At 44.9% G+C, this 20,062-nt stretch carries 30 protein-coding genes; 6 read left to right on the plus strand and 24 right to left on the minus strand.

The genetic code is table 11. The features are described 5' to 3' along the window. Positions 1-12: 12 nt before the first annotated feature. The 20 genes from DLD82_RS11980 to DLD82_RS12075 form a co-directional block, all read right to left on the minus strand. Positions 13-744 carry a formylmethanofuran dehydrogenase subunit C gene (locus DLD82_RS11980; RefSeq protein WP_245920433.1) on the minus strand — a complete coding sequence of 244 codons (732 nt, stop codon included), beginning with the start codon at positions 742-744 and terminating at the stop codon, positions 13-15. Positions 745-761: 17 nt separating this feature from the next. Then, on the minus strand, positions 762-1,181 hold the full coding sequence (locus tag DLD82_RS11985; protein ID WP_181391413.1) for a type II toxin-antitoxin system VapC family toxin: 420 nt from the start codon (positions 1,179-1,181) through the stop codon (positions 762-764). Beyond that, positions 1,171-1,479 carry a hypothetical protein gene (locus DLD82_RS11990; protein WP_109941362.1) on the minus strand — a complete coding sequence of 103 codons (309 nt, stop codon included), beginning with the start codon at positions 1,477-1,479 and terminating at the stop codon, positions 1,171-1,173. Before DLD82_RS11990 ends, DLD82_RS11985 begins: the two co-directional genes overlap by 11 nt. Before the next feature lie 52 nt (positions 1,480-1,531). Beyond that, positions 1,532-3,229, minus strand: coding sequence for a formylmethanofuran dehydrogenase subunit A (locus tag DLD82_RS11995; protein WP_109941363.1), 1,698 nt, complete (start codon positions 3,227-3,229; stop codon positions 1,532-1,534). Continuing rightward, positions 3,222-4,526 (minus strand): formylmethanofuran dehydrogenase subunit B, encoded by a 1,305-nt coding sequence (locus DLD82_RS12000; RefSeq protein WP_109941364.1) that lies wholly within the window; start codon positions 4,524-4,526, stop codon positions 3,222-3,224. Before DLD82_RS12000 ends, DLD82_RS11995 begins: the two co-directional genes overlap by 8 nt. Then, positions 4,516-4,905, minus strand: a complete 390-nt coding sequence (locus tag DLD82_RS12005) for a molybdopterin dinucleotide binding domain-containing protein (protein WP_109941365.1) — start codon at positions 4,903-4,905, stop codon at positions 4,516-4,518. Before DLD82_RS12005 ends, DLD82_RS12000 begins: the two co-directional genes overlap by 11 nt. Then, entirely contained in the window at positions 4,902-5,513 is a 612-nt protein-coding gene (locus DLD82_RS12010; RefSeq protein ID WP_109941409.1) for a 4Fe-4S dicluster domain-containing protein, read from the minus strand. Before DLD82_RS12010 ends, DLD82_RS12005 begins: the two co-directional genes overlap by 4 nt. 88 nt (positions 5,514-5,601) lie before the next feature. After that, positions 5,602-6,687: a hydrogenase large subunit gene (locus DLD82_RS12015; RefSeq protein ID WP_109941366.1), complete on the minus strand. Its 1,086-nt coding sequence runs from the start codon at positions 6,685-6,687 to the stop codon at positions 5,602-5,604. Further along, positions 6,684-7,136, minus strand: coding sequence for an NADH-quinone oxidoreductase subunit B family protein (locus DLD82_RS12020; RefSeq protein ID WP_109941367.1), 453 nt, complete (start codon positions 7,134-7,136; stop codon positions 6,684-6,686). Before DLD82_RS12020 ends, DLD82_RS12015 begins: the two co-directional genes overlap by 4 nt. Beyond that, complete coding sequence (locus DLD82_RS12025; protein WP_109941368.1) at positions 7,133-7,510, minus strand: hypothetical protein; 378 nt, start codon at positions 7,508-7,510, stop codon at positions 7,133-7,135. The genes DLD82_RS12020 and DLD82_RS12025 overlap by 4 nt, the downstream gene beginning before the upstream one ends. Beyond that, positions 7,507-7,752 carry a hypothetical protein gene (locus DLD82_RS12030; RefSeq protein ID WP_109941369.1) on the minus strand — a complete coding sequence of 82 codons (246 nt, stop codon included), beginning with the start codon at positions 7,750-7,752 and terminating at the stop codon, positions 7,507-7,509. The genes DLD82_RS12025 and DLD82_RS12030 overlap by 4 nt, the downstream gene beginning before the upstream one ends. Further along, a complete protein-coding gene (locus DLD82_RS12035) occupies positions 7,749-8,591 on the minus strand; it encodes a respiratory chain complex I subunit 1 family protein (protein ID WP_109941370.1) in 843 nt (280 codons plus the stop codon). The genes DLD82_RS12030 and DLD82_RS12035 overlap by 4 nt, the downstream gene beginning before the upstream one ends. A 1-nt stretch (position 8,592) precedes the next feature. After that, positions 8,593-8,796 carry a hypothetical protein gene (locus tag DLD82_RS12040; RefSeq protein WP_109941371.1) on the minus strand — a complete coding sequence of 68 codons (204 nt, stop codon included), beginning with the start codon at positions 8,794-8,796 and terminating at the stop codon, positions 8,593-8,595. Between the two features lie 2 nt (positions 8,797-8,798). After that, entirely contained in the window at positions 8,799-9,455 is a 657-nt protein-coding gene (locus tag DLD82_RS12045; RefSeq protein ID WP_109941372.1) for a hypothetical protein, read from the minus strand. Beyond that, positions 9,448-10,044, minus strand: coding sequence for an EhaG family protein (locus DLD82_RS12050; RefSeq protein WP_181391414.1), 597 nt, complete (start codon positions 10,042-10,044; stop codon positions 9,448-9,450). The genes DLD82_RS12045 and DLD82_RS12050 overlap by 8 nt, the downstream gene beginning before the upstream one ends. Next, complete coding sequence (locus tag DLD82_RS12055) at positions 10,044-10,511, minus strand: EhaF family protein (RefSeq protein WP_109941374.1); 468 nt, start codon at positions 10,509-10,511, stop codon at positions 10,044-10,046. Before DLD82_RS12055 ends, DLD82_RS12050 begins: the two co-directional genes overlap by 1 nt. Further along, positions 10,508-10,744, minus strand: coding sequence for a DUF2107 family protein (locus tag DLD82_RS12060; protein WP_109941375.1), 237 nt, complete (start codon positions 10,742-10,744; stop codon positions 10,508-10,510). The genes DLD82_RS12055 and DLD82_RS12060 overlap by 4 nt, the downstream gene beginning before the upstream one ends. Next, positions 10,741-10,968: a DUF2108 domain-containing protein gene (locus DLD82_RS12065; RefSeq protein ID WP_109941376.1), complete on the minus strand. Its 228-nt coding sequence runs from the start codon at positions 10,966-10,968 to the stop codon at positions 10,741-10,743. Before DLD82_RS12065 ends, DLD82_RS12060 begins: the two co-directional genes overlap by 4 nt. Further along, positions 10,965-11,288, minus strand: a complete 324-nt coding sequence (locus tag DLD82_RS12070) for a DUF2109 domain-containing protein (RefSeq protein WP_109941377.1) — start codon at positions 11,286-11,288, stop codon at positions 10,965-10,967. The genes DLD82_RS12065 and DLD82_RS12070 overlap by 4 nt, the downstream gene beginning before the upstream one ends. Continuing rightward, the gene (locus DLD82_RS12075; RefSeq protein ID WP_109941378.1) at positions 11,285-11,770 is read right to left on the minus strand and encodes a hypothetical protein; all 486 of its coding nucleotides are present in this window, start codon (positions 11,768-11,770) and stop codon (positions 11,285-11,287) included. Before DLD82_RS12075 ends, DLD82_RS12070 begins: the two co-directional genes overlap by 4 nt. A 248-nt stretch (positions 11,771-12,018) precedes the next feature. Here DLD82_RS12075 and mobB point away from each other — a divergent pair, with 248 nt between their 5' ends. From mobB to DLD82_RS12105, 6 genes are all read left to right on the plus strand, one after another. Next, the gene (mobB, locus tag DLD82_RS12080; protein ID WP_109941379.1) at positions 12,019-12,729 is read left to right on the plus strand and encodes a molybdopterin-guanine dinucleotide biosynthesis protein B; all 711 of its coding nucleotides are present in this window, start codon (positions 12,019-12,021) and stop codon (positions 12,727-12,729) included. A gap of 18 nt (positions 12,730-12,747) precedes the next feature. Next, complete coding sequence (locus DLD82_RS12085; RefSeq protein ID WP_109941380.1) at positions 12,748-13,689, plus strand: hypothetical protein; 942 nt, start codon at positions 12,748-12,750, stop codon at positions 13,687-13,689. A gap of 88 nt (positions 13,690-13,777) precedes the next feature. Next, positions 13,778-14,200: a metal-dependent transcriptional regulator gene (locus DLD82_RS12090; protein ID WP_109941381.1), complete on the plus strand. Its 423-nt coding sequence runs from the start codon at positions 13,778-13,780 to the stop codon at positions 14,198-14,200. Positions 14,201-14,262: 62 nt separating this feature from the next. Beyond that, positions 14,263-15,138 carry a metal ABC transporter solute-binding protein, Zn/Mn family gene (locus DLD82_RS12095; RefSeq protein ID WP_219968373.1) on the plus strand — a complete coding sequence of 292 codons (876 nt, stop codon included), beginning with the start codon at positions 14,263-14,265 and terminating at the stop codon, positions 15,136-15,138. After that, positions 15,138-15,914, plus strand: coding sequence for a metal ABC transporter ATP-binding protein (locus DLD82_RS12100; protein ID WP_109941383.1), 777 nt, complete (start codon positions 15,138-15,140; stop codon positions 15,912-15,914). Before DLD82_RS12095 ends, DLD82_RS12100 begins: the two co-directional genes overlap by 1 nt. Continuing rightward, positions 15,911-16,744 carry a metal ABC transporter permease gene (locus tag DLD82_RS12105; RefSeq protein WP_109941384.1) on the plus strand — a complete coding sequence of 278 codons (834 nt, stop codon included), beginning with the start codon at positions 15,911-15,913 and terminating at the stop codon, positions 16,742-16,744. The genes DLD82_RS12100 and DLD82_RS12105 overlap by 4 nt, the downstream gene beginning before the upstream one ends. Positions 16,745-17,113: 369 nt before the next feature. Here the strand turns inward: DLD82_RS12105 and DLD82_RS12110 are convergent, their stop codons facing one another. Genes DLD82_RS12110 through DLD82_RS12125 form a run of 4 tightly spaced genes read right to left on the minus strand, consistent with a single transcriptional unit; the run spans position 17,114 to position 20,034 of the window. Beyond that, on the minus strand, positions 17,114-17,995 hold the full coding sequence (locus DLD82_RS12110) for a metal ABC transporter substrate-binding protein (protein WP_109941385.1): 882 nt from the start codon (positions 17,993-17,995) through the stop codon (positions 17,114-17,116). Positions 17,996-18,020: 25 nt separating this feature from the next. Next, on the minus strand, positions 18,021-18,851 hold the full coding sequence (locus DLD82_RS12115; protein ID WP_109941386.1) for a metal ABC transporter permease: 831 nt from the start codon (positions 18,849-18,851) through the stop codon (positions 18,021-18,023). Continuing rightward, positions 18,851-19,594, minus strand: a complete 744-nt coding sequence (locus DLD82_RS12120) for a metal ABC transporter ATP-binding protein (protein ID WP_109941387.1) — start codon at positions 19,592-19,594, stop codon at positions 18,851-18,853. Before DLD82_RS12120 ends, DLD82_RS12115 begins: the two co-directional genes overlap by 1 nt. Continuing rightward, complete coding sequence (locus DLD82_RS12125; protein WP_109941410.1) at positions 19,591-20,034, minus strand: formylmethanofuran dehydrogenase subunit E family protein; 444 nt, start codon at positions 20,032-20,034, stop codon at positions 19,591-19,593. The genes DLD82_RS12120 and DLD82_RS12125 overlap by 4 nt, the downstream gene beginning before the upstream one ends. Positions 20,035-20,062 lie beyond the last annotated feature (28 nt).

A 20,062-nucleotide genomic window follows, 5' to 3' on the forward strand; every position in this document is an offset into this window, starting at 1 on the left:
AGCTCTTAATACTCACGTAATTTTGGATTTTACTATCAGTTCTCCCTTCCCCTTGTTCGCAACATCCCCATGATACATCATCATCCCGTCTTTTTCCCCAATCCTCTCAAAGGTCGGGAGCATCTCATGGATCTCACCCCGGATAATACAGGTTCCTTTACTCATGTTCGCTGCTGGAATTCTGGCATCCCCATCGATTATCAAGCATCCGCCACGCATTTCTGCCCCTGCAAACATTCCGGCATTTCCATGAACATGGATTTCGCCTCCAGTCAGGTATTCTCCCAGGTAATCCCCTGCATTTCCTGTGACTTCGATTTTTCCGCCCCTCATCCCCCGTTTTTCACCACGGTATCCGGAACCGCAGTAATCTCCGACATTCCCGTGACAGAGGATGGATCCTCCCCGCATCTCACGACCAAGCCATCCGTCTGCATTCCCATGAATCTCAATAAACCCTCCCCGCATGAAATTCCCGCAATGCATCCCGATATCTCCTTCAACAATAATCGTCCCGGATGACATATACTCGCCGACCCGTTTTACCCGGCTGGTATCACCCCGTAGTACGACAACAATATTTTCCGGAGAGTTTACATTTCCTTCTTTCCTGACGGTGAAGATATCTTCCAGCCTCTTTTGTTTGTTCCCTTCCCAGACAAAAAGGTCATGGCTTCCGATAAAATTCATTGGGTTTATCATCTCTGCTTCAATCGGCAGAAATGGTTTAGCCCGGGGTTTCATAGTTAGGGTTACCTGCATCATAAGAAATCCTCTGGAACAGATATAATTCCGAAATTTTTCATCTCATTGAAATGGTGATCAACTGTGAGGATTAGGGGAACATGAATACTTTTTGATACAGCCAGAAGTGAACAATCTGTGTAACTCCATTTTTTATCAGAAAAAGAATGATAAATATTCCTGGTATCCTCATCTTCAAGCCATGTGATCAGATGATAGTTACATTTTTCTCGTAAAAATGAACCAATTGGTAAGGCATATTTTGGGTGGATTTTAAATCGTAACCAGGTCATTAATTCAGAAAAAACCGTTGATATTATGATCCATTCAAGGTTTGGATTTTCCTGAATATATTGTGAAATTTTTTGATGGTTTTGTTCGGAATCAATGAAATAGGAGATGAGGGCGGAAATGTCAACAATGATTCTATCTTTCATTCCCGTCAGGCTCATGCACGCAGAACATCAGAATATCTTCATCGACGGTACTTGCATAATTAGTAACAATTGGTTTTTTTCTTTCTTTCAATTGAGGATAATCTTTCAGATCCTGAATATCAATATATCCTTTCAGTTTTTTGATTGTCAAATTCAATTTTTTTTTCACAGGGTCTGATATGTTTCTTTTATCTGGGTTTTCAGAATAAGACCTTATAATTGAGTAAACTTCGGAAAGTTTTTCAATAGGAATTTTTTTGATCTCTGTTTCAATATCTGAAAAAGTGATAGTATTCATTGGTTATCTACCTGTGTTATTGTTCATACTCTCTCTAAAGGTATCTTAATGATTATGATGTCCCGGCTTTAATGGCAACACCCCGCTGAACATATTCGTCCTGGACAAGGTAATTCTCAAGATCAACCGAATAGAATCGCGAGAACTTTTCAACAAACCGTGGACTTTTCATTACGTCCATATCTTCAGGCAGGTTCGCTTTCGACCAGAATGTCCGGTTAGCTACGCCCGTAATTACCTCTCCATCCCTGCTCACAATAACCCCGTCTTTCAGGGTGTAAAGGGTCTGTTGAAATGCTCCTATCACTTCTTCATATTGGAGTGATGGATCGGTCTGGTCCGGTTTTACCGGATAAATAGCGATATCTGCAAGTGCATCTTCCCTGAAATGACCTTTTCCCTGGTTAATTATCCCGAGTGCCTTTGCCTGGCCCGCCCGGGTCATGACAGCAATCTCTTCAAAACTCAGTTCCCGGTCGATGGTTCCCAAGGAGGTCCGGTCAGTGGTCAGTCGGTGAACCTGACGAAGTTCCTTCTCCCGGTATTTGTTCGACATTAAAAGGCCGATAATCTCCGGATACTTGACAAATGGTGCTCCGTTCGGGTTATCGGTTGTCAGCATGCACTGCCAGGGATTTTTGACGAGTAATGCAAGTTCAAGACCGATTGCCCACATGATGCTGTTAACAGAGCTTTTCCTGCTATAATAGACCGGAATGATTCCGGAGCCTGTTTCAAGTTCTACATCATGGTTACTCCATTTATTGTGGTGTAATGTGTAAAGCCTGAATTCCATCGGGCCATCAGCGGTCATCGTCATCGTCCGGCCAAACATGACCTGGCCCATATCGATAACAACCTGTGGTTTGTTATTTATCGAGTCTGATATTTTTTTTGCTTCTGATTTGATATCTCCCCAGGTATTACCGCCATACGAGTGGAATTGGACATGGGTGAGGTACAATGTCTGTCTGTCTGGATTCATATCACCCGGAATATCCAGGGTCTCCAGGGTTGTCCGGTAATTTCCTGGCATTCCAAGGTTATTACAGTGGAGATGTACTGAATGAGGAAGGTGAAGGAGTTCACAAGCCCTGATGGTTGTGTCAATTATTTCTCGCGGGGTAATGTCCCAGTTAGGTACTTCTTCATCGATACTTGCAAGGTCTTCACCAAATCCCCAGGCTTCAGTACCCCCGGGATTGGTCAGTTTTATCCCAAATCCCTTTACTGCAGCGAGCGTCCATCCGATGACTGCTGCAGCCTGCCTGATGTCTTTGTCCCCGACTGCTTCGAAAAGGCTCCAGTTACCATCGAACAGGGTATTCGCAAGCATATCCTGCATGGGAGTTGCAGCAAATTCTTCATGGGTATGCCGAGCTTCCATTGGTGCCATTGCCCCTTCAAGAAGGGTGGTATACCCCATTTTGCTGTATCGGTAACTGTTACCGTACGTTGTCGGAACGGTATACCCGGAGGTCGGATACATGGCACCCCGCCGAGGAGTCCTTCCTGCCCGCATGTCCTCCGGGCTCATGTACCTGCCAAAATTGACTTTTGTCCCGCAAACATGGGTATGAGAATCAATACCGCCGGGCAAAGTCAGATTGCCTGCTGCATCAATAACCTCGCAGGAGCCGGAGACCTTATCGACAATTCTTCCGTCACGGATGGAAATATCCATAATATCTCCATGAATGCCCTGCAGAGGATCGATAACAAATGCATTCTTAATAAGAAGTTCAGGCATGTTCTTTCCTCTCCCTGATCTGCTCATATATTTCATTCATGAGAGATGTGTCAGTTGGGTATCCGGTTTCCAAAAATTTTCTGGTCCGGATTGGAATACCATCCATCCGGTAGGCAGTACCTGCGGCATCTATACCATTTACTGCACAGGGGATCTGGACGGTGCAGAGATGAGTGGTTGCACTCGGGTACGGGTCAAAGAGTATGGTTGGGATCTTTGCGAGATGTTCACAGCACGCCCGTGGGAAGTGAGCACCCGGATCACTTGCCATAATGAGGGCAGCATCTGCTTCTTTTCTTGCGAGAATATCAACTGCAGTGGTTTCACCTGGATTATAAAAAGCAATGCCCCGTGCATAGTCAACCGCATAGGGATACCCGGTGATCCACGTGAACACTTCATTGGATCCGTATACATTCGAGTGTCCCCTCATGGGAGATATGGTCCATTTTGTATGACGGTTTAATTCATCAACAAATTCAATGGCATTGCGGATATTTTTATATTTTCCTCCGGTCATGGTTACGCCGACACCAAAGAACAAAGCACCGAACTTCGCCTTTTTGCACAGTTCAGCAACCCCGATGAGTTGAGATTTCGGAACACCTGCAATCATGTCTGGAACAACATCTTCTCTTCCCCTGACTATTGCCCGGAGAGCAGAGAGGACATGATAATCCCCTCCCTGTTCCAGTTGCACAAATTCTGTTGCAATTTCTGCGGTTGCGGTCTTTCTCACATCAAAAACGATTACTTTCCTTTCGCGGAAGGCGTTATGGAGGAAGTATGCATCGGCATAGTTTGTATACCTGCTCAGGTGGCGTGGGTGTGCCTCAATCGGGTTGGATCCCCAGTATACGATGGTGTCAGCCCGGTTTTTTACCTGTCCAAGGGTGCAGCCAGGGTGTCCTACTTCCTGTATGGCAAGGATGGAAGGTCCGTGGCAGACCGATGTTGTGCTGTCAACGACACCTCCGATTAATTCTGCAAGGTGTGCTCCGATTGCCTGCGTTTCGGTTACACATCCGGACCATCCATAGAGGAGCGGACGATCCGCTTCTGATAGTGTCTGCACGGCAAAAGCGATGGCTTCCTCATAGGAGATGTCAATCCATTCATCACCTTTTCTCATGATTGGGCCTTTCAGGCGGTTATCAGCATCATCCAGGAACTTATGTGCACCAAGGGTGCAGGCATTTTCAACTCCGGATATCTTTCCATCGGTCAGTTCAACCAGGATATCATCGCAGAGACACCCGCAATAGGGACACACAATATGCCGGACCTTATCTTCCATAAGGAACGCCTCCAAGTTGTCGCATCAGTTCTCCCACGGTTGTTATCGTATCTACCGTTGCTTCAATATCTGCATCAGTCTGTTTAAAATCAGGCATACCGGTACTGTGAGTAGTTCCGTCTACCAGGAAATTTGCATAAGGGCCGAGCGGGAGAAATCCGGTTCCTCTCTTTATTGTATCGTCGGATACTGCCCGGAGAATTATGGACAAATTATCAGTTTTTGCCTTAACTCGTTCCCCGTCATCAATACCAATCTCCATCATATCGACTGGGTTAAGCCTGATGGTCGAGGTCTCCCTGAAATATTCAGGTGAGTTTTTCCGGTCTACATGTGATCCCTGGATGACCGTCCTGCCGGAGTTGATCCTGATTTTCATGGTTCCTCAGTGATTTGAAGGGGCTCGAGTACCCGGGCAACCATCACAGATCGGTTCGGACACTGCTCCTCACAGGTTTTGCACCCGGTGCATTTCTCTTCGTGAAAAACGGTGTTAATCCCTTTATAGACCCGCATGATGACTTCATCAGATGTACTGGTTCCCTTTGCTGCCAGCTGGGGATCTATCTCTTTATTAACCGGGCAGGCGACAGAGCAGATTCCACATCCCATGCAGGTGACCGGGTTTACCGTAATATGGAATTGAAATTGCATATATGTTCCATCCTGGGCGTTCTTTGTATGTACTCGTCCGGAATCAAGGACAAGTTCTGGACATATCTCCACACAAAGCCCGCATCTGATGCAATGGCCAAGGTGGATAACTGGTTTCCATTCTCCCGGTTTTTCTGTTCTGATTACTTCGATGGCACCGGGAGCAGGACAGATCATCATACACTGGAAACAATGAGTACATTCCTTGCCGGTCAGATGAGGGAATCCCCTGAAATGAGACGGAGTTATGAGAGGCGCTGTTTTGGCAAAGAAAAATGTTTTTATCCATTCTACACTTGCCATGTGTTGGATATACGACAGTATCGATCTCATAAATCCTCGGGGTTTGGGTTTTTCTGCATGGGTCTGCTTATCATATGTTCTTACCGAGATCAACCATTAAAACATGTGACAGGTTTTTTTATCGTTCAGTGCATGCCACACAGGGATCTGAACTGATATATGCAGAAGTTACATCAGCAACAGAAGTCCCTCCAGGGATCATGTACCTGGCACATGCTTCGATGTTCATAATCGATGGTGTCTGAATCGCTATCTCCTGGATCCTTCCATGGGTGTCTGACTTTATCCGGTAGGTTAATTCTCCCCTGGGCGCTTCTCCCCGGTGTGTTGTATGTCCCCTTCCGATGGTCCCTCCACCACGAATTTTTCCTTCAGGCAGTGTTTTAATAATCATCCTGATAATGTCGATGCTCTGAAGAATCTCATCGAACCGTATCATAACCCGGGCGAAATTATCACATTCGGTTCTCACAATGGGAGTGAATCCGAGCATCTGGTATGTCGGATGTTCAGATCTGCAGTCTGCTTTAATGCCGCTTGCCCGCAATGTGGGACCGACAGCATGAACAAGTTCAGCCTGCTCGGCAGTCATGATGCCGATTCCTTTACTTCGAAGTCCGATAAGCGGGCCATGTTCAAACATGCTGATATACCTGCGTGTTTCCTCTTCGACCTGATCCATGGCTTTCATGATCCTTGAAAGGTCTTCTTCATCAGTGTCAAACCGTACTCCGCCTGGAACGATGTATGCACAGGTTACCCGTGCACCGGTAAGATATTCCAGCATATCCATTACCGTCTCACGGATGTTCAGGAGATACATGCCGAGCGTTTCATGTTCAATGGTATAGCAGTATGAAAAGTTTGCAATCAGGTGACTTTGCATCCGGTCAAGTTCATTGGCCAAAACTCTCAGATATGCTGCCCGGTTAGGAACGGTGACTCCGGATATCTTTTCCATGGTTTCAATGAACACATAATTGTGGATGACAGAACAGATACCACAGATCCGTTCGGCAAGAAACATCACTTCCTGCCATGGTCTACCTACCATTATCCGTTCTATCCCCTTTTTCATATACCCGAGTTCTACCTCGGCAGCGAGGATCTGTTCTCCAAATGTTTCACACTTAATTCGGCATGGCTCTTTAAATATCGGGTGAACTGGACCGAGAGGTATTGATACATCTACTGTTTTTCTCATTTTCGTATCTCCCAGTCTTTGAATATCAGGGGAGCGACAGAAAGAATTGCCTGGATAATTTCGGTTGGCCGTGGAGGACATCCCGGAACTTCTGCCGCAATCGGGATGTAACTTTTTGCCGGAGGTCTTGTCAGTGAATCAGGTCTGTTATATACACAACCGGAGATAGGACAATTTCCGATGGCAACTGCTACTTTTGGTTCGGGCATTTTATCCCAAATCATTTTGAGTTTGTCTTCCCACTGGGGTGTGACACCCCCGATGACTAACAGTACATCTGCTTCACGGGGGTTGTTATGAACATAGATCCCATACTGTTCGAGATCGTATCGTGGCGATAAACAGGCAAGGACTTCAATGTCACATCCATTACATGAGCCGGTGTCAACATAACAGACATGAATAGAACGCTGCCTGACTGCATTCTTGACTGACTGAAGCAGAGTCATTCTACATCCTCTGGAAAAACCTGGTTCCGGAGATATTCACGTATATTTTCTGCGTTTTCTTCGTTTTTATCAATTGTTTCAAGGGCTTTGTTCATGACATCCTGGGAAATTATTGGGATATACCGGGTAAAGAGATCAAATCCGATTTCACGCCTGATTCCTCCATCCGGGTCTCCATGTTCCATCCAACTGTCATACCTTGCTCCCAGCGATTCAAGCATCAGCATATCCAGGTTCTCAATAAAATATCTTCTGACTCTCATTGGAGGAACGCCGAGCATTTCAGCACAGGTTTTGACTACCATTTTATGGTATGGGCTTTTCAATATGGCAAATTTCATGCCAAAGAGATCACGCTCATACACCTCTGTCATACCAGGCCTCCACTTTTCAAAATGGCATACAGGCCGAAGAGGAGGATGCATGTCCAAACTGCAACCATCTCTCCATTATGAAGGAGGTGTTCTTCCTTAGAAAAAGGCAGGGCCGCAAGGCCAAGAATTAGGATTACTCCTATTATTGCCTGGAGGAGAATATGTCCTCTGATTAGTTCAACAATGAAAATTAGTCCATAAATCAGGGCACCCGTGAGCAGCGTGGTTCTGATAAGGTTCATCCCATCACCCCGAGGAAGATGATATATACAGCCAGGATTCCTGTTATCACGGTCTGCATTGCCACTGCATCAAATGGTGAAAGCATCGGAGTAAAGGCACACACAAATGAGAGTGATACAAGCAGGATAAGCATTGCCAGCAGCATCAGGTACCATGGTAATGCTCCGATAAAGAGCAGAACAAATGCTGCAAGAAGAACAAAGGTCTTCAGGGCATATGCAACTTCAAGGCCAGCCCGCCATACCCCAAAATGTTCTGTACGGTTTCCTGATACAATCTCTTTTGCTTCGATGATGGAGAAGGGGCCGTAATGCATTTTTGAGAGGATTACAATATAGAGAGCAATTGCAATGGGGAATGCATGAATCAGAAGGGGGCCGTGTATCTCCTGGTATTTTGTAATGTCACTTATCATCAGTGATCCGGTGACGACATAAATTCCTGCTATGGTTGCAAAGAGTGGAATTTCTGAAGCAGCCGACATAACTGATCTGATGGCTCCGAATTTCCCATAGGGAGATCCTGATGAGAGTCCGAGACCATGTTCGGTTATTTTGTGAAGCATGAAGACAGCAAAGAGGAGCAGCAGGCTTCCGCCACTAAAGACAATGTAAAATGCCCCGGTCCAGATAGCAATGGAAACCGCAACGATAAAGACATACATCGGCATGCTTGCCGTTTTTGGTATCCATGTCTGTTTAAATGAAAACTTCAGGGTATGGAGAATCTCCTGCCAGATTGGTGGTCCGGGCCGTCCCTGAATCCGGGCAATAACTTTGCGGTGTATACCGTGAAAGAGCAGGCCGATAAAGACAGCAGGTAATATCAATGTTATCATATTAATACCCGGTAAAAGGGAAATCTCCTTCAATATTTGATGCATTCCACCAGAGAAAGAGTGCCAGGACAAACACCGGAAATGTAAGTACCACCACGATCACTGGCACCCATCCGGGCTCAACTCCGATAGGTACGGCAAATGCGGCAACTCCGAGAATGATGGCCGTGATGATTGTTACTATCAGATATGACTCTTTTTTCATCGTTACACCGTCAGGATGATCTCAATAATCCGTAGAAAGATTAGGAGGGAACTGACATGGATCATTAATACATAGGGTGCTCCCGGTGCCCGGGTGATCTCCGCTTTTGCTATGTAGAAAGGGGCCATTCCTTCTCCCATCACCCCAAGAACCAGAAACATCTTTGCTGCAAGGGGAACCATCCCGAGCCCGGCAAGTTCCCAGATTGACAGGGTTCCGCAGGTTCCAAGGGCAGTTGCTGCTCCTCCGAAGAGGAACGTGGTTGCTACCATTGCAACGATTCCGTAATTGTATGCAGCATTCAGGACATACCGGTTATTCACTCCGGCAACAATTCCGATGTTGGTAATTCCGATGAGTGCAGTAAAGAGACAGAAATTAAACAGGTCTCCGGAGCATACTGCACCAAGGGTTGCAAGTCCACAGGCAATTGCCATAAACCGCTGGAACCGGAGATTATCTGGATTAATCTCTTTGGTATATACTGCATCAGTCCCAAACACGATATCGGTCTGCCGTTCCGGCCTCGCAATTATGGCGATGATGATAAAGGCTGTAGCAAAGAGGAAAAGGGTTGTCGTGTACAAACTAAAATAATTTACAATGTCCCCGAATTCAAGGACAAACAGTTCCTCCCCTTCTATTGGAAGATTAAACATTCCGTCCCTCCCGCATGGTACCAATGAGTGCCATCTTGGTGGATACTTTAAGCAGAATTGCACTTCCGGAAAGCATTACTGCAATAAGCCAGGCTTCGGGAATAATCATGAAGATGAAAAATGCCACTATCCAGAGTGCCCATGCATATCCTGATACTGTTTCGAGAAGGGCAAACCGTTCTTCATATCCCTTGCAGAGGAAATAAAATACAAGCCCTATCCCGGCAACCGCCCCGCCAGAAAATCCTGAAAGGATTATACCGTACACAATAAGGACAAAGGTGATGATGGGTGGTGCTGTCCTCATGACTTCAATCCGGATTGGTTTGTAGGTCGGAAGGGGAAGTTTTTCTTTCCTGATATAGAGTTCGGTGAGCATCAGGAGTTCTGAAATCCCGACTACAAGGCCGGGGAGGATGAGTGCTTCTGCAAGATCTGTTGCTACCAGGCAGATTAAGACCAGTCCGACTGTCTCTATTAAATCCACGACCAGGATCTTATGAATGTCATCACGTTCACGGAGAAGTGCAACAAAGGAAATGGCAACACAAATAAGAGTAAAGAACAGGCCTATCTGGTAAAAATCCATTATTCTTTCCTCCTGAATAGGAATGACGCGATTGCAAATGCAGTAAACAGGATACTTGTTTCTACAACGGTATCAAGGCCACGGGTATTATAGAGGATTTCATCAAGAATCCCTCCCGGATGGGCGACAATGGTGGTACCAAGAAAGGGTGAACTGTTTGCAAGGAACCATGAAAACGGAGTCAGATAGGTGGTCACATATCCGGCTGTTGGTGAATTTTCCGGATATTGCGCCTCAATATCCACTTTCGTGAAAGGTATTCCTCCCCGGTCATACGGGTCAAGGGGAGAATCACGGTTTATGGATTTTGAATAAATCTGATCCTCATGGTAAGTAATCAGGGGAACCATTATGATTCCACACATAGCAACGATAATTCCTAAAACTGCATATACTGCAACCAGGTTCTCATATGTGGACATCCATTTTGAGAAAGTCCGAAATCCCTTTCCGATCAGGCGGATCATGATGTCACCTTCCGTTCGACAAGCATGACCAGAACAAAGGTTGTCAGGGTTGAAACCGCAATGAAGGTTAGCAGAGCCAGCGTCTCATCAAATGATAATGCAACCAGAAGCAGGCCGAATGCAGGTATTTCCAGGTTGATTATCCGTGTCAGATATTCCCGGTCTCGGGGAAATGCACAGGCTCCGGTCCCTATTACCAGAATAATCAGCCCTATTATGAACTCAAGGCTCATGCTGCCCCCTTTCTGCAGAGCTGGAGCACAAATATGGTTGAAAGAGGGATGATGACCGCAAGAGCAGTTGCAACATCGACATATCCTCTCATGATAATAAGTGGCATTATGCCTCCCCCGATTATCCCGATTGCAATCAGTTTTGCATATGGGTCACGGGCAAATCCTGCAAATATACTCCCTGTCAGGATAATGATCCCAAAAACCAGGGGAAGAATAATCATTCTTCAACTCCTCCTGCAAAGGTGCTGGCGATTGCGTTGGATTCAAAGGTTGATCCAATAAAATATGCAGCTGCTGCGATAATTCCGAGTGGATGAGGGATGAGAAGGGCCATGATCCCGGATATTGCAAAGCTGAAGACATTCAGAAATGGGAGTTTTCGCATGACATCCGGTTCAAGAATTATTCTTAAAACGGCATACAATGCGATAAAACTACATAACAATGCAGCAAGTTCTGCACTCTCTGTCGGGGGGGATATGAAAGGTGATGTAAAAGGGGAAGAGAAGAAATCGAAGTTTTCTCCGAAGATGGAACTCATTTTCTGATCTCCCAAATGGCCCCGAGTAACCTGCTCGAATGACGGTGTGAAATACCCTGTATTGTTACTATGGCAATAACCATCCCGGTGATGAAATATTCAGCGGGAATACCGATGAGCGTCCCTCCATATACCATAAATGTAGCAAGGAAACATCCGCTTGTTCCTGCATGCCCTTTGTCATAACAGATCCGATTCCCGATAAATACCAGAACCGTTGCAAGAAGACCGCCGGGGATCCCAAAACAGTACACGCCACAGGCAGCAAGAAGAGTTCCGGCTGAAGCATCCGGGGAAGAAACGATGTTTCCCATCATTGTCCCTCCCCTGATATTTCCTCCTGCTTTCTCTACTGCTAAAGCAATTGCTTTTGCTCCGACAACGCCCCCTTCACGAGGCAATGCCCAAATCATATCTATAGTGATAAACAGAACCCAGCAGCAGAGGGCCGCAAAGGCTATCTGAAGGAACGAGGTAATCATGCCGGTTGTATAACGTATGCTTCGTTTGTGGAAAGGTTAAATGTTGTGATCCGTGATGAAATGCGTGCAGAGTTGGAAAATATGTCCAATTTATCTTTTTGTCAGGGAATGGGTTAGAATATTTGCCTCATATGAGTAAAATGGAAGTCCGAAGCGGAAGATTACTCTCATGATGAGGTCTGCCATTCGCATTCATTATTATCTTTCCTTGTCAGATCTAAGGATAGTATGATCCCGGGTGTTGTTGCATGAAAATATTTCACATTGCCGGATGGTCTGGATCTGGAAAAACCACGTTTATTCAGGATCTGTTGCACCACCTTTCTTTTCATGGAAAAACCGGGACTGTCAAACACATTTGTAGTCATTATAGTTCTCTTCCTGAAGGAAAAGATACAACTCTCCATTATGAAGCAGGAGCAAATCCTTCAATAGGAATAGATAGTGAAAAAACAGTAGCCTATTTTCACGACGGAGATCTTGAAAATTCACTAAACCTTCTTTCAGATGCAGGAGTCAGGTATGCAATTATTGAAGGGTATAAAAAGTATCCATTCACGAAGATCCTGATTGGCGATCTGGAGGTTTCCCATATCCTGAAAAATCCCCGTGCTTTAGATGTAATACCTGTTTTGGATCGGTTTGATGACTGGTATACTTTGACAGGACTTTCCAGGGAACTCATTGAGGAATGTCCGGGCTCATTCCTGGTGACCTGGACCGGATATACAGGTGATTACAAGGCAACTTCCTTCTTATGTGCTGATATTGAACAGGAGGTTTTACTGCATCCGGATGTCTGCGGGATACGTCTTCGTGTTCACCGTTGGGGAAAAGGAAATATGTTTCCGGTCTACCTGGTATTCGCATATCGTAAAGGTAATGGCAATATCCTTCTTTCTGATATTATGAGCCGGCTTAAACCCTGTATTTGTGAACCGGTTTCACCTTCCATCTGAATTTCTCAATATGTAATTATGAAAACCGGAACCGCTTTAAAAACATCTGATGAAATGGCCATGCTGGTTACCCGGATGGCTGAAATATCTCCTGATGAGCAGAGCTGTGTAAGCCGGATTACAAGTGAAATAATCCAACTGGTGGCTGAGCAACTGATATCACTCAGGCACGATCATCCGAGGTTTCGGGAATCTGATTATTCAATGTATACAGGAGTCGGAGAAATTACCCGAAGGAAGGACGCGAATATTTTTTTGACTGCATGTTTTCTGGAATACCGGTCAGGAAAAACTGATGTCTGGGACAATGCAGTATTCTTTTCTGAAGAGATTCTGGATGATCCTGAAAAAATCTGGCAGGTTATTCTGGACCATACCTATGAAGGCTGGAAGGAGAGATTTTATGATTATAATCTCCATCCGATGCCGGAAATACATAATCGCCTGTATTTCATCGCAAGTCGCATGGTCAGATATTATGCGGGAGATGGAAGACAGATATGGGAGGGTTATCTGCAGGATCCTGAATCTGTCTATAAAAGGCTCCTGTTGCTCCAGATTCCAAAATCAATTGCCTGTCTCGTTGTGGGCATTCTAAAAGATCTTGGGCATATCAGGGGTTCCTTTGATATCGTTGGAGATATCGTTGATTCACGTGTTCTGGGCCGGATGATTTGCGGGGATGGAAGTGGGATTACCTTCATGAAAGCAAGACGGCTTGCCCGTATGCTGGCACCGGATGATCCCTGGATTTTAGATCTCCCTCTCTATCTTATTGGTTCTTCCTGGTGTGGTCCCGGGCCAAAATGTCGCGCCTGTCCGGTACGAAATGCCTGCGTCTTTGCTGTATCTGAAGAACTGGGAATCAGGCCGGACCCGGTTTTTCGTGATCTCTTCTTTGGGAGAAAAACAGTCCAGAAGACTCTCCGGTCTTGGCAACAGATGGTTAATAATAAATAATTTTTTGGTATGTGTAAAAAAACCTGTTCTTTTTTCGGGACAAATTTTTAGCTAGAAGCTTTATTGACCATGTCGTACATGATCTTCTATGGCTGGTCGTGTCGATACTCCTCAGAAAATCAGGTTTTTAAAATATATTTTTGCTCAGGGTGGTGGTGTTAAACCCGGTGATATTGCAGGCAATTTTGGTATCCGGACTCCGACCGTAACACGAACTCTTCATGAGCTGAGTGATGCCGGGTATGTCAGGTATGATTCAAACAGGAGAGTCTTCCTTACTGATGATGGAGAACAAATGGTCTGGTTTTTAATCCGGAGACACCGGATTCTCTCTCTTATGTTTACCAGAGTCGGGCTTTCCGAAAACCAGGCCTGTGTTCAGGCAGAAAAAATAGAGCATCTGGTGCCAAAAAATCATATAAATCAGATTTGCCGGTCTCTTGGTCACCCAAGCCGGTCTTCATGTGGAGTTATCGAGCACGATCCAGTTTGTTGTGGAGTATCTGTATGAAAAAATTTAGCTATAAGCTTAATTACCAAAAACTTTTTGGAAAAAATGTTTTTGCTAAGAATTTGTTATCTCAATGGTCCTTTATTTTACTTGTTTCCTTTCTCTTACTAACAAGTGGATGCATCAGTTCAACTCCGGATACACGGGATTCAGAGGATTTAATTGTTGCCTGTACTATTCCTCCACAGGAAGAGTTCATCAGGGCAATAGCAGGGGAATCCAATGTATCTGTACTGGTAATGGTTCCTCCGGGTGCAAGTCCGCATACATTTGAACCAACGCCATCTCAAATAGCTGAGCTCGAACATGCAGATCTGTATGTTGCCCTTGGATCCGGTGTTGAGTTTGAAAACCGGTGGATAGAGAGAATTCATAAGTTATATCCTGACCTTAAGGTTGTAAACAGTTCACGTACTATACCCCTTCTGTCCGGGAGCGGACATGGTGATGAAGAAAAAGGAACAGATCCTCATGTCTGGATGTCCCTTACTAATGCAGCAACTATAGTCCGTGAAACCTGTGATGGAATGGTTGAGATTGAGCCCGGGAGAAAAGATTTGTATGAACAAAACAGGGATAATTACCTTGCACGGTTAAACCAGGTTGATGATTCGATACACGATTCCCTTCAGGATCTTTCATCCCGGACTATTCTGGTGTATCATCCGGCCTTTGGATATTTCTGCCGGGATTATAACCTTACCCAGATGGCTGCAGAGGAAGCAGGTCATGAACCATCAGCACAGGGATTAGCTGATCTCATTACGAAGGCAAAAACACTCGGCATCACGTTCATCTTTGCAGAACCGGAAACATCTACCCGGCAGGCAGAAACTCTCGCAAAAGAACTGAACGGAACTGTTATCCTCATCAGTCCCCTTGCCGGTAACTATCTTGAGAATATGCAGGAAATTGCACAAAAAATCGCAGGTCATTAATGGAAAACAACCCGGTTATTGAAGTCAGGAATGTGAACGTATATTTCCAGAATCAGCTGATACTGGATAATGTCAACCTGGTTGTAAGAAAGGGGGATTTCTATGCGATTATTGGGCCGAACGGGGCCGGAAAAACTACTCTTATTCGTGCAATACTCGGACTGACACCAGTTGATTCTGGTGAGATATTTCTTTTTGGAAAGCCCGCGTCACTTGAAGGTCGAATCCGTATCGGGTATGTTCCCCAACATCAGATGTTTGATTTTACGTTTCCCATAACTGTCAGGGAGATGGTTCTTACCGGAAGAATCGGGAAAAAACCGGGTTTAATCAGAAGATACAAGGATAAGGATTATACTGCTGTAGATACAGCATTATCAAAACTTTCCATAAAATCCCTTGAAAAACGCCCGATATCTGATCTTTCCGGTGGAGAACGACAACGGGTGCTGATAGCAAGAGCGCTTGTTGGAGATCCTGACATCCTTATCCTTGATGAACCAACGGTGTATGTCGATACCCCGACTGAGGAGCACTTCTATGAACTTCTTTCTGTTTTGTCAAAAAGCATAACAATCCTGATGATTACTCACGATATTGGTGTAGTATCACGGCATGTAACTCATGTGGCATGCCTGAACAGGCGGCTCTATCAGCATGATACTAATCATCTTACTGCAGATATGCTGGCAAAGACTTATGGGTGTCCTGTTGATCTTATCACTCATGGTGATATTCCACACAGGGTTTTGGAATATCATGGAGATAAGCCATGATTGAAGCATTGGGATATGAATTCTTTCGTTCGGCACTCGCAGCAGGAATTCTGTCTTCTATTGTGTGCGGGATAATCGGAAGTTATGTGGTCGTCAAACACATGATATCGGTAGCCGGAGGAATATCTCACGCAGCATTTGGTGGGATAGGTCTTGGATATTTTCTTGGGATTGATCCTCTTGCCGGAGCATTCTGGTTCACTCTTGGAGTAGCAACGCTTATATGGGGATTGATGGACCGGGCCAGACAGCACATTGACACCCTTATCGGAGCATTCTGGGCCGGAGGGATGGCACTTGGGATATTATGTCTATCACTCACCCCGGGTTATACTCCTGACCTCTTTAGTTATTTATTCGGGAATATCTTACTGGTTCCATCCGGTCATCTCACGCTGATTGCATTTTTATGTGTTATTGTTGTCGTTCTGGTAGGGTTACTCTATCCTGTCTTACAGGCAATTGCCTTTGATCAGGAGTATGCCTCTATTTCTGGTCTTCCTACCCGGATTTTTAACCTTTTGGTTCTTTTGCTGATTGCCGTGTCGGTAGTTGTCCTTATCCAGATCGTCGGTATCATTCTTGTTATTGCCTTACTCACCCTCCCTGCAGCGATTATTCGTCCTTTTTCAAATACGCTGAAGGGGATGATGATTGGTGCCACCCTAACCGGAATGTTCATCACAACAACGGGGATTTACTTATCGTGGATATTTGATGTACCATCAGGCTCGACGATAATCCTTCTTGGAGTGACTCTCTATCTCCTGGTTCTTTGTTACAAAGAAGTCATGGGAAAGAGAAAAAGTCCGGCGATACCCTCTGTATAACGAATTAAAAAATCTTTTTTTTTGATTTTCTGACAGGTCAACACCGATGAGGTTTTCCCTGCAACTAATAATTCTGAATGGATAAAAAAACAGTTCGATCTCTTTCAGGCTCAATCTCTTGTCCATATGAACCATTCTTCAGAGATTTTCCCGGAGGAGAGGTGGGTATACGGTGACTTTTCATGGCAAAAACCTTTCCGGGTTATTTATGGTGCTGTGTTGATGGAACAGTCGATGAATCGGTAGTTTTCCATGGGTTTATTTGTGTACTGCCACCTCGTAGTAAAAATCACCGTAGTATTACAAATAATAATCTGGTAACAACACATATGAAATTACTCTCTATATTCTATAGAGAAAAAAAAGGTGTTACTGAAGGATCAGTTCTTTATTGTGTTTTAAGACATCCGGAATTGAATTCACACCTTCAATTGATTTCGGGAAGTTAGTAAAGATAACTCTGTCAGCATAAATTGCCATATCAACAAGAGCTTCTTCAATGCCTTTGGCTAGTTCTCCGGATTGCATATTCTCAATAACGTAAATCTTTCCTCCTCCCGGAAGAATGTCAAGTGCATAGAGTTTCTGTGGATCAGCCTTCATAATGTCCACAATCTTGGCTGGTGTCTTATTTCCGCCATACGCAAATTCTGGTGCAAAAATGTCAACGACATTAACACCCAGCCATTTTTCCACCGGTTCTTTCTGCCATGCCATTACAATTGCATACTTCTTGGACAGAAGACTCTTTTCTTCTTCAGTGAGATTTCCTGCAGCAGTGATCTTACTTTTATATGCGGCTGCACGTTCTTCGAATGCTTTTGCATTTTGTGAATCAGCTGCTTTGAGCCATCCAAGGACAGTGTCTGTAAGTACCAATGCAGTTTCTGGTGTGTTCCAGGATGCGTCCGGGTTTAAAATTTTCCAGTTTGTCTTTCCATATCCATTTGAATCACGGAATTTTTCAATTGCCTGCATGGTTGCAACGTCCATGCTTGAGTTATGGGCCAGGAATAGATCTGCACTTTCAAGTGCTTCTGCATTTTTCTGAATAAGTCCGGGAAGAATGTCTCCTTGTAGGTGCGGACATACGGATGGATCTGCAATATATACGACATCAACCGCATCTCCTCCAATTGCCTGAACCGGGTCCCAGAGGACACTTGTCGTGGTTACTACATCAAGAGCCCCGGCTGCCGGCATCAGAAAGAGGATGAAGCCGAGGATAAGAAACAGTGCTACACGTTTCATAATTATTACTTCTTCATTTTTTGTATTAATGTTTGTGAAAAATAACTTTACGTTTCGGAGAAAAGGCAACTGATCCCACAAAAAAAGCACTGAAAACCACTGCTGTGAGGGGACCAACCGGAAGAGAATACATAATGCCGCAGACTGCTCCGGTCACGCTTATAATAATTGCAATGAGAGGAGCCATGATAAACATCCTTTTTATAGTATTGCAAAACTGGTACGCAATTGCTGCCGGAGTTACCAACCAGACATAAAGAAGCAATCCGCCAACGATGGGGATGCTTATGGCAACCATTATTGAAATGAGAAATAATATCCCGTAATAAATCGGCCTGACTTTAATGCCTGCGATTTCCGCAATGCGTTTGTGAAATACAATCGCGGTTATCTCTTTATAAAAGGCGATAAGGAATACAATGATTAGTATCGTAATGAGTGCCAGAGCATAGATCTCTTCCCGGTACAGGGATATGACATTCCCGTATAGTAACGAACTGGCCTCGAAACCCTTTCCTGTTCCCTGCATGAGAGCAATAAAGAAAATGGCAACGGCCATCATGGTTCCGAAGAGCACTCCGAGGGTGGTATCGGTGTGCATTCTGGTCCGGTCACTTAAGGGGCCCATAAGAAAAGCGGTCAGAATACTGATAAAAATTGCAGACGGGATGATTGCGAAACCAAAAAAAGCTCCAACTGAGCCACCTGCAAAAGCAGCATGAGACATCGTAAACCCTATGGAAGAGATGTTCATCTGGGTAATCAGAACGCTGAGCAGGGCGCAACCAAGAGATGCAAAGAGCATGGCCTCCACCGCATGGCAGAGGACATTATTCGGGATAAGAAATTCAAGCATCAGGCTGCCACCGAGGCAGTCCGCACCAGGTTCCCGACCTTTGAAGGATCAGATTGCTGGTTCAGAATTATTTTCCCGTTCTGCATTACAAGAACCCTGATTGTTCTATTCGGGAGTGCATCAAATGCATGTGAAACTATGAGGACCGGGATTCCTCCATCTGCAATTTCACATAATAGATTACTGACTTCTTCTCTGGTTACCATGTCCAGGTTACTGAAGGGTTCATCGAGAAGTAGGACTTCCGGTTCCTTGGCAAGGTTTTGTGCGATGAGAACCTTTTGTTGTTGTCCCCCTGAGAGTTTTCCTATCTGATTATGTCTTATAAGGGTAAGACCAAGGTTATCAATGGCAGATGTGACTTTTTCCATATCATAACCCGAATGTCTCTTCAGCCATCCAATCTTCCCGTATCTTCCCATCAGGACTACTTCCTCAACGGTAAACGGAGTGAACGGGTGAAAATCAAAATTCTGAATGACATATCCAATCTTTTTTCTTGCCGTGCACCCGTCACTGACCACATCATGACCACATACTGTGACACTCCCGTTTACTACCGGAAGTAGTCCGGCAATTGTCTCAAGAAGTGTTGTTTTCCCGGCACCATTCGGACCTCCGATAACGACAAATTCACCGGGTTTTATATGCAGGCTAACATCCTGAATTACCGGGAGGTCAGCACCTTCGTAGGTGGTATAGACCTGGTTTAACAAAATGACATCTTTAGCTCCCCCTGTCATACAATGGCCTCAACAGAAAAGAGCTGGTCATCCGGAAGTTTATATAGGTCTGCAGCATATCGCTCAATTTCAAGTTCATAATCCGGATTTTCATCCGGAAAAGATGTAAGTGGGTGCGGTGTTAACCTGATTCCAACTTCCTCTGAAGAGAATTCGCCGTAAATGAGATCTGATTTAACGATTTCAATATTTCCTTTTCCTAAAGTACATCCGCTTCCAAGCTGAATGCCATCAGCCAGACAGGACTGGGGTGTTACCCCGGAGCAATAAACCCGTGCTTTGATTGCAAAGGGGTTTTCTCCAAGGTTTTTCAGTGCATATCTTCCCATCCGGTATCCAAGAACGATAAAGGGACCCAGGTGGCCATGGAACCGGGCAAGTTCCAGAACCGGGTAGTCACGAGGGAGTTCCATATACTGGCAGTGTTCATGCCATTTCATGATATAGTATCTTTTTTTGTAATACAAA

This window comes from Methanospirillum stamsii, from assembly GCF_003173335.1.
Classification (GTDB): Archaea; Halobacteriota; Methanomicrobia; order Methanomicrobiales; family Methanospirillaceae; genus Methanospirillum; species Methanospirillum stamsii.